Source organism: Paraglaciecola polaris LMG 21857 (assembly GCF_000315055.1).
GTDB lineage: Bacteria > Pseudomonadota > Gammaproteobacteria > Enterobacterales > Alteromonadaceae > Paraglaciecola > Paraglaciecola polaris.
On sequence record NZ_BAER01000023.1, the window covers coordinates 116,136 to 128,580 of the forward strand.

Consider the following 12,445-nt stretch of genomic DNA (forward strand, 5'->3'; position numbering starts at 1 on the left):
AATGAGGAACACACATGAAGAACACACAATTTTTTAAACCAGCTTTGTTGTCAATCGCCGTATCAACGGCTATGTACTCGCATCACTCACTTGCCCAAGAAATAGCACAGGCGGAAGATGTTGAAGTTATTTCGGTGTCAGGTATTCGTGGTTCGCTTATCCGTGCTCAAGCGGTAAAAATGGAGAATACGTCTATTGTTGAAGCGATATCTGCGGAAGACATAGGTAAATTACCCGATTCTTCTATCGCGGAGTCTTTGGCGCGCTTGCCAGGCATGTCGGGTGAACGAGTGGGTGGACGTACGTCGGGTATCTCAGTACGCGGTTTCAAAGAAGATTTCACAGGCACCTCGTTAAATGGTCGTGAACTCATCGGCATCGGTGATAACCGTGGCGTTGAATACGACTTGTACCCATCAGAAATTATGACCGGTGCAACTATCTATAAAACCTCTGACGCCGCGCTTATGGTGCAAGGCATTGGTGGCACAGTTGATTTGCAAACTGTACGACCTTTACAAGCACAAGAAACATTAACCGTTAATGGCAACTATGAGCTGAGTGGTCGCGATTCAGACAATCCCGAGTTTGATAACAAGGGGCATCGTTTGTCTTTGTCGTTCGTCGAAAAATTCGCGGATGATACGATTGGCTTAGCCGTAGCGTTGGCGAGTACTGAGTCACCAAATAACCAGCGTAAGTACGGGGTGTGGGGTTACAATACCAACGATGATGGGCAAATCACCCCATCAGGGTTAGACACCCAAGCGATCAGCACAGTGTTAGAGCGTGACACTATTTCCGCCGTATTGCAGTTTCAACCCACTGAGAACTTAGATATTGTCATTGATGCCTTAGACATCAGCTATTCTGACTCAGGTGTTATACGCGGTTTTATTGAACCCTTCAGTGCCGAAGACGTGACCGGAACGGGTATTAATACCACAGGCACACAAGTCGGCGTGAATCCAGTTTTGAGAACCGACCCGTCGAAAAAAGACGGCGACTTACAAGTGTTCGGCTTAAATGTTGAGTATCACTTGAATGACAATTGGTCAGTTGAAGTTGACGTGGCTAACAGTGAATCCACTAAGCGTGACTTACGTGGTGAATCTTATGCGGGACTGGCACGAAATGGTGCGCTTGATTCATCAGGTTTTGGTACACGGAATTTTGAGATGAGCCAAGACGGGATTTTATTTACTGACTCAACAGGATTAGACGCCTTTGCTGATCCAGCAGCCCTACAATTGGCTGGCCCACAAGAGTGGGGTGGTGGTTTAGCGAATTTGGCTGATCAATTTACCAGTACTGAATTAACCGCCAATGGCTCGCCTTACAGTTATCTCAATGCGCAGGATGGATTCTTAAACTACGCGGATTTTAGCGAAGAGCTCACCACCTATAAATTTGAAGTCGTTGGCTTACTCGACGGTGATGTCTTTACCAAAGTGACGGCGGGTGTGAACTACAGCGACCGATATAAAGACAAAGAGAACAAAGGCTTCTTTGCTACCTCTTCATCCTATCCATCTTCTAGCGTTATACCGCAAGAATACTTATATAACGGCTTAGCCGATTTAACGTGGGCGGGCTTGGGGTATGTCGTGGCTTATGACGGTTTTGCACCTTATAACGACGGTGAATACACCCTTAATGACGCAGGCTTACTTGAGCCTGACCGTTTAGGGGATACCTATGTGGTAGAAGAAGAAGTCACCACGTTATACGCAAAAGTAGACTTTAATACTGAACTAGGTGACTTCCCTGTGATGGGTAATATTGGTTTGCAATACGTGCAAACGGACCAATCTTCATCTGGTTATACAGGTGTGGTTGGCGCTAACTTCGCCGTATGTGACGCCGATAACGACCAGCAAATAGATGCTGACTGTAAAGTGTCGGTCAGTACAGATTATAGCCATGTGTTACCTAGCTTAAACGTGAGTGTGGAAGTGGCGGACAATAAATTTGTGCGCTTTGCGGCCAATAAAACGATTAGTCGTGCGCGAATCGATCAAATGAAAGCGTCTGGCTTCGTGAAGTTTGACCAAAATATCGACCAAATTGCGATCCCTAATACCCAAGCAGCGGTAGATGAATACGGCTCACCTTGGTCTAAGTTTGCTGGTAACCCGTTACTGAAACCACTGGAAGCCAATAACTTTGATTTGTCTTTCGAGAACTACTTTGAAGATGAAGGTTATGTCTCAGCCGCTATCTTTTATAAAGATTTGGTTAATTGGACGCGGGATGGTGACCTAGGCATTAATTTCCGTAATGATGTTACCAATGGTGGCGCAGATTATTTCATCCCTGGATTTCATGACCGTATTGCGTCTGAAGATGGCCTGTATGGTCCAGCGAACACCCCTTATTCAGCGGGTGATGTGATAACGCCGCCAGACTTCGGAAGTTACTCTTTCTTTGAAGATGGCTTAACCGGTGAAGTAAAAGGCTTGGAGTTAACGGCAAACGTACCTTTGAATATGTTAGCAGATGCCCTAGAAGGCTTTGGTATAGCAGCATCGGCTACCTTAATTGATGCTGAGTTAGAAGATGGTACTGCCATTCCCGGGCAATCGGATCGCACCTATTCCGTCACGGCCTATTACGCCATGGGCGGTTTTGAAGTACGTTTAGCGGGGACTGACCGTTCTGAATTCAGCACCTATCAGCGTGGTGGTTCAAACAAGATTGAAACATCTACCCGTAATGCTGTGACCTTACTAGATGCGCAAATCAGTTACGACTTTGAGGATTCTGATATCCATTATTTGCAAGGATTACGCGTGTCATTACAAGGCACCAATTTGACTGATGTGGATGAAGAAACGGTTGACGACAATGGTATTGTGACCACGCGCCGCCAGTTCGGTCCGTCTTATATGGTTAACTTTAACTATGCTTTCTATTAAATAATACAGGGTATTGGCCCCTCAGCATCTTCGCTGCAGGGGCCTTTTTTTTGCTTAATTGATTGGGCTTTGCGTAACCCCAGAGTGACTAAGGTGTATAAATTTTAGCGGCTTAACAACCTCCGCTAGTTAAATGCTTGCAAGTCTAGCTACCCCATGCTGAGTTTTTAGCGCGTTTCAGCAAATATCCGTCTTGATAAAGTGAATTGGCAAAGCAATCCTATGACGTATGAAATTAAGGAGTAAGAAGGAACGGCAAAAGACGTTCTGACACTAGATATGCAACTTGGCAGCGGTGCGGCGATAACGTTCCATAAGCTCGACTAAATGAACGCAAGCGCAGTGGGTATCTTGTACCCAGTATATTTTGCGTTATACTGCGCGGGTCTTAACTAGTTGGGTGAATTATGAGAGTTTGTGGTGTTGAATTAAATAGTAACGATGTGAATGTGTGTTTATTGTCTTTGGCAGACGAGGTGTTTCAACTGCCCGATTTTCGCAGTCGTCGCTTGACCTTAACCGATATAAATAGCAGCAAAGATTTGCGCTATTTTCAGCAAACTTTCGCCAAGCTAATGAGCGATTACAAAGTTGATAAAGTGGTTATTCGTCAGCGTCCTATGAAAGGCAAATTTGCTGGTGGTGCCGTGGGCTTTAAATTAGAAGCGGCGATAGAGCTTATCGCTGATTTAGATGTGACGATTATGTCATCAACCGATATCAAAGAATCGCTAAAGCGCAACCCAGTGCATATCCCTTATGGTGATACTGGCCTTAAAATGTATCAAGAAGTCGCGTTTAATACCGCATTCGCTTATTTGATGAAAGATAAGTACGCCCCAAGAGAAGACTAGTCCTGTAAAGATAGCATTATTTATTGTTTAAAAAGGCGCTTAGCGCCTTTTTTACTGCCGGTATTTTAACGGATTATATTCGTTGCAAGGACGGCAGTTACATCACCGAGAGTGATTTCAGCACTAAACGTACGCCTAGACCCACGGACACTAAAAATACTAATGCCCCCAAACCATTGGCTAGCATTCCATTGGTGTGTTTGCCTAGCAATGCCTTGTTATTCATGGTGTAAAGTAAGAATGCAGCGATGATGGGCAGTAATAAGCCATTGGCGAACTGAGCGCCGATAATGATATTAATCGGTTTTGCTCCGCTGAGTGCAAATACCACCCCAACAATCAACACACTTAAGCTCACACTGCGAAAAATGAGCTCGCGTATTTTCGCTTTCGGGTTAATGATTTCTGTGATGGCGTATGCCGTTGCCAGTGGTGCAGTGAGTGAACTGCTTAATCCGGCGGCAAGTAGACCCGCGCCCAATAAATACTTGGAAAAGGAACCGAAAAGGGGCTCCAGTTGAATGGCCATGTCGGCCGCACTACTGGCACCTAACCCTCTGGAAAATAAACTAGCTGCGGCCGTGGACACAATGAACATAGCTACCAATCCACCTAGACCAATAGAGATAACCGAGTCGGCTCGGGCAGCAGGTAAATCAGCTTCACCTTGCCAGCGTGCTTTCGCGGCTGAGGCGTGTAAAAACAGATTATAAGGCACCACGGTCGTGCCGATTAAAGCCACCACTGTGATCAGGCTGTCATCGGGTAAGGTTGGCGTAAACAAGCCATGGGCAAATGCCGAGAGATCGGGTTGGCTGACAACAAATGTACCGATAAACGCCACGCCCATAAATAGCACCAATACCATTAATAAGCGCTCAACCTGACGGTAGCTACCGCGCCATAACGCCAAACCTGCTACGGTCGCGATACTCAATATCGTCCATGTAAAAGACGCATCACTAGGGCCGCTTAATATTGCACTGACGCCCAGTGCAGCACCGGACAAGTTACCTGCTTCATAGGCTGCGTTACCGCCATACAAAGCGAGGGCAATTAAACCAAATAGCGGCCATCGCCATATGGAGTGTTGCAGGCTTTCGCGCAATGCTTCTCCTAAGCCTTTTTGCGCTATGGTGCCTAAGCGGCCTGACATTTCTTGAAAAATAATGGTGGCTATGGTGGCAAACAATAACGCCCACAGTAGTACGTAGCCAAAATTAGCTCCGGCCAACGTACAAACTGTCACTGTACCTGGGCCAATAAACGCTGCGGCGACAAGCGCGCCCGGGCCAACGTTTTTAATGAAATTCAGTGAGGGCATTATTCTTCATTCCTATGTGCACGCTTGAGCGTATCTAATGTCGTTAGGCAATATCAGTTAAGCATATTTGCTCACGTTGATGATGCGCCAACTTAGCAACATAAAAAACGCATATCAACATTATATTTATAAAATGTTGATAAATTGTCATTGTATGGTTAGATTGATCCCAGATAAAGCATTCAATCTGGGGATGAAGACACATGAGCAGCACAGCAAACAAATCGAGTAAGCCTATTCAAAATCCGAGTCAGGCGATCAGCAATGCCGATAGCCCCTGTTGGGATTTCTGGGTCGACCGCGGAGGAACATTTACGGATATCGTGGCCAAAGATCCGCAAAATCGTTTGCTGACCAAAAAGTTGCTCTCTGAAAACCCCACCGCATACGAAGACGCTGCGCTGCAAGGGATCCGCGATTTTCTTGGTATCGATGGTGATGCCCCTATCCCAACCCATTTAATTGGCAGTGTTAAAATGGGTACCACGGTTGCGACAAATGCCTTGCTTGAACGCAAAGGGGAGCCGACCGTGTTGGCGATCACCCAAGGGTTACGGGATGTGCTGGAAATTGGCTATCAAGTACGCCCCAAAACCTTTGCCCTAAATATTGAAAAGCCCGAGTTGTTGTATCAAGACGTGATTGAAGTGACTGAGCGGTTTGATAATGACGGTAACGTGCTTGTGCCGTTAGACGAGCAAGCAGTGCGACGCAATCTTCAGCAGCAATATGTTGCTGGGTATCGCAGTGTGGCTATAGTACTCATGCATGCTTACAAATACCCAGAGCATGAATTACGTGTTGCCCACATTGCTAAAGAAATTGGCTTTAGCCAAATCAGCACCAGCCATGATGTCAGCCCTATGGTGCGTATTGTACCCAGAGGTGATACCACAGTCGTTGATGCGTATTTATCGCCTATTTTACGCCGTTATGTGCAGCGGGTGGGCGCCGCTATCGGGGCAAACACGGATGACCAGCCTCAACAAGAAGGGCAGCAAAGCAGCAACAAACGCTTGCAGTTTATGCGCTCATCTGGAGGCTTGACGGCCGCCAGTAAATTCCAAGGGCGGGATGCGATATTGTCTGGGCCAGCAGGTGGCATTATTGGCGCGGTACGCACCAGTGAATTAGCAGGTTTTAATAAAATCATCGGCTTTGATATGGGCGGTACGTCTACCGACGTTTCCCATTACGCCGGTGACTATGAGCGTGCATTTGAAACCCAAGTCGCTGGCGTGCGCATGAGTGTACCTATGATGAGTGTGCATACAGTGGCCGCCGGGGGCGGCTCAGTGTTACATTTTGACGAACAGCGTTTTCGGGTTGGGCCTGAGTCAGCTGGGGCATTTCCTGGGCCCATGTCTTATCGAAATGGCGGGCCGTTAACCGTCACTGATGCCAATGTATGTTTAGGCAAAGTCGATCCACGTTTTTTCCCAAAATTATTTGGTCCAGAGCACAAGCAAGCCATTGACGATAAAGTGGTTAAAAGCGCCTTTAATGCCATCGCGCAAAAACAGGGAATGGATGCCAGCGGCGAGCAAGTGGCCGAAGGTTTTTTAACCATTGCCATTGAGCATATGGCGCAAGCGATTAAGAAAATATCCATTGAGCGCGGTTACGATGTACAACAATATGCCTTGACCTGTTTTGGTGGTGCGGGCGGGCAGCACGCCTGTTTAGTGGCTGATCGTTTGGGTATGCAGACTATTTTCATTCATCCTTTCGCCAGCATCTTATCTGCTTATGGTATGGGACTGGCTGATGTTCGTAGCCAGCGAACTGAGACGTTCCAGCATGTAATGGATGCCAGCAGTTTGGCTGATTTGCATCAGGCATTTTCCCGCCTGAAAGCCCATACCGGTAATGAGCTTACGGAGCAAGGTATAACCAGCGACGCGCAAACCCATAGCGCAACCGTGTTTTTACGTTACCAAGGAACTGATACGACCTTGCCTATTGTGCAAGGCTCGATAACACAGATGCAAGCCGAGTTTGAGAGCGTACATTTGGCCCAGTATGGCTTTATTTCCCCAGATAAAGAGATCATTATTGAATCGATCTCCATGGAATCTGCTGGTGGCGGGCAACATATTGACGAGCCAGTTTATCCCCTTATCGATAGTGGTTTACCCCAGGCCCAAGAAAAAACTCAAATCTTCTCTGCTGGGCAGTGGCATAACACCCCCATTTATCAATTGAATCAGTTGCTTCCTGGTCATAAAGTGCAAGGCCCAGCCATTATCATAGAAGACAATGGTACTGTCATAGTCGAGCCTAACTGGACTGCGAATATGACTGCGCACAAGCATTTAGTTTTACACAAAGCGCAAACGGCCAGTGCGGCAAAAACGTCAAATAATGATATTTCAGCCACGGACAAAAAACAGCAGAATAAGCCAGAACAGGGGCAAAGCGATCCGGTGTTGGTCGAGATTTTCAATAATCAATTTATGTCTATTGCTGAGCAAATGGGCATAGTGCTGCGTAACACCTCGTCCTCGGTGAACATCAAAGAGCGGTTAGACTTTTCCTGTGCAGTGTTCGACCTAAGCGGGCGCTTAATTGCCAATGCGCCACATATTCCAGTGCATTTAGGCTCAATGGACGCCACAGTCAAAGTGTTGATAAAAAGTGGTTTAAGCATAGAGGCCGGGGATGTCTTTATTCACAATGATCCCTTCAATGGTGGTTCACATTTACCCGATGTGACGGTAATTACGCCGATATTCGACCAGCATAATGAACAGGTTATATTCTATGTAGCCAGTCGAGCGCATCACGCAGACATTGGTGGTATCGCACCGGGCTCAATGTCACCCAAAGCGAAAACCATTATCGAAGAAGGGGTGATTATTCCGTGTATGAAACTCGTCTCAAAAGGACAGTTTTTGCAGGATGAATTAGAAACCTTGATGCTTGGGGCAAAATACCCAGTACGAAATTTCGCGCAAAATGTCGCTGACCTGCATGCACAAATTGGCGCAAATCGCCGCGGGTACCAAGAGCTACTTAAACTCATCAATGAATACACTCTGCCTGTAGTGAACACCTATACCCAGCACATTATGGATAACGCCGAAGAAAGCGTGCGTCGCACGATAGACTCGTTGGAAGGCGGCCAGTACAGCTATGAAATGGATGGCGGCTTGCGCATCTGCGTTAAGGTTGATGTTGACAGAACCACCCGCAGTGCAAGTATCGATTTCACCGGAACCAGCGCACAACAACCGAGTAACTTCAACGCGCCAGCGGCCATCACCCAAGCGGTGGTGCTGTATGTATTTCGTTGTTTGGTGGATAGTGATATTCCACTTAACGCAGGCTGTATGCGCCCACTGACGATCACTGTGCCACAGGGCTCTATGCTCAACCCTGTTTATCCCGCTGCCGTCGTGGCGGGTAACGTTGAGGTTAGCCAAGCGGCGACCAATGCGTTATTTGGTGCGATGGGTACCTTAGGCATGAGTCAAGGGACCATGAACAACCTAACTTTTGGTAATGACGAGTATCAGTACTACGAAACGATATGCTCTGGCGCGCCGGCTGGACCTGGCTTTCACGGTGCAGCAGCGGTACATACCCATATGACGAATTCACGTTTAACGGATCCTGAGATACTTGAGTCACGTTATCCGGTTTTACTCGATAAATTTGTGGTACGCCGTGACTCAGGAGGCAAAGGACAATGGCATGCCGGGGACGGTATAGAAAGGCGTATTCGCTTCTTAGCCAATATGCAGTGCGCGATTTTGTCTGGCCATCGTGAAGTACCGCTCGCTGGTGTGAAAGGTGGCCAAGCAGGGGAGCTTGGGCACAATTGGATTGAGCGCGACGGCCAAAAATGGTGCGACCTTGGTGGTAGCAACGAGAGCGAAGTACAATCTGGCGATGTTGTGGTTATTCAAACCCCCACTGGCGGCGGATTTGGCCGAATCAGCGAAGATCAATAATGTTTTTGGCAACTTATAGTGGGCTAAAAACAAGCATACAACAAATATCGTAAATCCAGTAACAGAGAGTAATGCCGTGAGTAAAGAAAAAAAACAGGCTGAAGGCTTAACACGCAATAACCCGCAAGGCGGAACTGTTCATGGGCACGGGCAAAAAATAGTGTCATCTGAGCACTTAGCCTCCCCTGAAAACTGGCCTTTGTCTGAAGTGGAATATGGCATGACAATCGTCTACAACGCGTTTTCACAATGGATGGTGCGCTGCGCCACAGCGTCCGGTATTGGTGAGCTGGCGGTGTTAGATATTCTTATTCTGCACAACATTAATCACCGAGGCCGGGAAAAACGCCTGAATGATATTGCCTTCATGCTCAATATCATTGATACCCATACAGTCAACTACGCCATAAAAAAACTGCTTAAACTTGAATTAGTCGTCGGCAGCAAGCGCGGTAAAGAAATTTTTTACGCAACGTCAGATAAAGGTCGCGCAGCCTGCGAAGAGTACGGCCGAGTGCGTGAGCAGTGTTTGCTTGATGGTTTAAAATTGTTAGATGTAGACGCCGACCAGTTGGTGACGTTAGCGGCTACCCTACGTTCGATGTCTGGATTGTACGACCAAGCATCTCGCGCGGCTGCGTCTTTGTAACAGTATGTGCAAATTGAGCCGCGTTTACACATAACCGCGGCTCAGTTTCACTCTTAATCCCGCGTCAAATAGCATATTAACACTTCTATAACATCTGAATATGGTCACTCATAGTTAGATTCAATTTTACAATTTTACCCACTCAGTGGCATTGTCTATGACCTGAATGTCATTTTAATGGTGTCTTGCTGAGGTTGCAGCGATACCTAGCTGAGATAAATCATCGTGCCAGAATCATTATCTGTAACCACCACCATCAACGGTGCCGTAGCCGTTATTCGTTTTAACCGCCCAGAGAAACTCAATGCTTTTGACGAAAGTCAGCGCAGCGCCTTTCGCGATGCAGCTGAGCGGGTGAACAGCGACGACGATATTCGCGTCGTGATTTTAACTGGGCAAGGCCGCGCGTTTAGTGCGGGAGCAGATTTATCGGAGTCTATGCCTGACGATCTCGATGTAGAGCAGGGGCTCATACTGTCTTATAAACCTGCCTTAATGGCCATAACACAGGCACCTAAACCTTGGATCAGCGCGGTCAATGGTGCCGCCGCAGGCATAGGCAGTGCCTTCGCCATGGCCTGTGACTTAACGGTTATGGGGAAAGGCGCTTATCTATATCAAGCCTTTAGCGCCATTGGCTTGATACCCGATGGTGGTGCCACTTGGCACTTAGCCCACACGGTTGGTCGTAAACGTGCATATGAACTTATTGCGTTAGGCACCAAATTGGCGGCAGAAGATTGCCTTAGCTTAGGGCTATGTAACAAGGTAGTAAATGACGATGAACTACTCGAACAAAGTATATTGTTAGCCCAGCAACTTTGCCACAAAGCTCCCTTGTCACTGCGTTATGCCAAAGAAGCACTTAATCAGGCGATGCACAGCGATTTAAGCCAAACCATTAATCATGAAGCGAAATTACAAAATATCTGTGCCCATAGCGATGATGCAAAAGAAGGCAGTCGTGCTTTTTTAGCCAAACGCCCCGCACAATTCATCGGTAGTTAACGACGAGTTTCGACCACAAGTGACTTATTTTTGCATGTTAGGGTTTTCCCCTAGTGTGATACTTAATTAGGAGAACGTTATGGACAATACAACGGTTTTGCACAGTTTATTTGACGGCTATGCTGCTCATCCGGATAAACCTTTTTTTCATCAGCCGATTGAACGTAAGTGGCACACTTTCACTTGGGCTGATGTAGTACAGCAAGCCCAGCGTATTGCCCAAGGTCTTCATGCTCAAGGATTTGAAAAAGGTGACCGTATTGTCATTATGTCGAAAAACTGTGCTGAGTGGATCATTACAGATTTTGCCATTGCTATGGCAGGTATGGTCAGCGTGCCAATTTATGCCACCGCTGGTGTTAATGTCATTGAGCACGTTATTAAACACAGTGGTGCCAAAGCGATTTTTGTCGGTAAGCTTGATAGCTTAGATGCAGCGAAACAAGCCATTCCCCAGTCGCTTTTAAGTATATCCTTCCCTTATCCTACAGTTGAATGCCATGAAAAATGGGGAGATTGGATAAAAGCATTCGAGCCAATTGAAAATCCTTACATGCCAAGTGCCGAAGACATGGCGACTATCTCTTATACTTCAGGTACCACGTCTTTGCCTAAAGGCGTGGTGCTATCTCATAAGAACTTTGCCTCTGCCGCGGACAACGTGATTACGTTATTTGAGATACGAGACGGCGATCGCTCAATCAGTTACTTACCCCTAACACACATTACTGAGCGCAGTTTAGTGGCGGTTTTTGTGCGTCGGAAAGTGGAAGTTTATTTTACTGAAAATTTAAAAACGTTCGTTGCCGATATTCAACACGCCAGCCCGACTGGATTCTCTTCTGTGCCGCGTTTGTGGTCAGTGTTCCAAGCGCAAGTGATCAGCCAAGTGGGTGCTGAAAAGCTCGATAAAATGCTCAAGCTGCCCATTATCGGTAAATTAGTGGCGGGTAAAATCCGTAAAAAGCTCGGTCTACATAAAGCACGTACGTTTGGTTCAGGTGCAGCACCTATGTCAGAGTCAGTTTTGGCTTGGTATCACCGCCTCGGTATTCCCATCAATGAAGGGTGGGGCATGACCGAAACCACGGGTCTTGCCAGTGGCAACATGCCGTTTAGTCATGAAGACTTAGGCACCATAGGCAAGCCGATGCCTAACATTGAAATGAAGCTATCCGCTGATAGCGAAATACTCATTCGCGGTGATCTTGTGTTTTCAATGTATTACAATGACGAGCAAGCCACCGCTGAAAACTTTGTCGATGGTTGGTTCAGAACCGGTGATGTGGCGACCATTACGTCTACTGGGGCATACAAAATTACCGGCCGTATTAAAGAGCAATTTAAAACCGCCAAGGGCAAATATGTGATGCCAGTCCCTATTGAAAGTTTGCTGTTTGCCAACTTAAATGTGGAGCAAGCTTGTGTGTTAGGGGCGGGACAAAAGCAACCTGTGGCCATGGTAGTGTTGAATCAATCATGTAAACGTAAAGCAAAAGATATCGTTCAATCCCTACAAGGCACCTTAGCCCAAGTAAACAGCCAGCTAGAGAGTCATCAGAGACTTGATTTCATCATGGTATGCAGCAATGGCTGGACGGTAGAAAACGATTTGCTGACCGCCACCACTAAAGTGAAACGCAGTGATGTGGAGCGTCATTATAGTTGGTTGTTTGATGATACACGGCCTGACGGAATATTATGGGAAGAGGATTTGCACTAACCCTACAGCGTCT

Annotated in this window: 7 protein-coding genes; 6 read left to right on the top strand and 1 reads right to left on the bottom strand. The window is 46.9% G+C overall.

Annotation, left to right across the window (positions count from 1 at the left end; genetic code table 11):
* The first annotated feature begins 14 nt into the window (after positions 1-14).
* Both GPLA_RS04305 and GPLA_RS04310 read left to right on the top strand, forming a co-directional pair.
* Positions 15-2,918, top strand: coding sequence for a TonB-dependent receptor (locus GPLA_RS04305; protein WP_007103612.1), 2,904 nt, complete (start codon positions 15-17; stop codon positions 2,916-2,918).
* Positions 2,919-3,325: 407 nt separating this feature from the next.
* A complete protein-coding gene (locus tag GPLA_RS04310) occupies positions 3,326-3,772 on the top strand; it encodes a DUF3010 family protein (RefSeq protein WP_007103613.1) in 447 nt (148 codons plus the stop codon).
* A gap of 97 nt (positions 3,773-3,869) precedes the next feature.
* Here GPLA_RS04310 and GPLA_RS04315 read toward each other — a convergent pair whose 3' ends face one another.
* Positions 3,870-5,096, bottom strand: coding sequence for an Nramp family divalent metal transporter (locus GPLA_RS04315; protein ID WP_007103614.1), 1,227 nt, complete (start codon positions 5,094-5,096; stop codon positions 3,870-3,872).
* 203 nt (positions 5,097-5,299) lie between these two features.
* Between GPLA_RS04315 and GPLA_RS04320 the strand changes: the two genes are divergently transcribed.
* From GPLA_RS04320 to GPLA_RS04335, 4 genes are all read left to right on the top strand, one after another.
* The gene (locus tag GPLA_RS04320; protein WP_007103615.1) at positions 5,300-9,052 is read left to right on the top strand and encodes a hydantoinase B/oxoprolinase family protein; all 3,753 of its coding nucleotides are present in this window, start codon (positions 5,300-5,302) and stop codon (positions 9,050-9,052) included.
* 76 nt (positions 9,053-9,128) lie between these two features.
* The gene (locus GPLA_RS04325) at positions 9,129-9,701 is read left to right on the top strand and encodes a winged helix DNA-binding protein (protein ID WP_007103616.1); all 573 of its coding nucleotides are present in this window, start codon (positions 9,129-9,131) and stop codon (positions 9,699-9,701) included.
* A 225-nt stretch (positions 9,702-9,926) separates the two neighbouring features.
* A complete protein-coding gene (locus GPLA_RS04330; RefSeq protein WP_007103617.1) occupies positions 9,927-10,709 on the top strand; it encodes an enoyl-CoA hydratase/isomerase family protein in 783 nt (260 codons plus the stop codon).
* A gap of 79 nt (positions 10,710-10,788) precedes the next feature.
* On the top strand, positions 10,789-12,432 hold the full coding sequence (locus GPLA_RS04335; RefSeq protein ID WP_007103618.1) for an AMP-binding protein: 1,644 nt from the start codon (positions 10,789-10,791) through the stop codon (positions 12,430-12,432).
* Positions 12,433-12,445 lie beyond the last annotated feature (13 nt).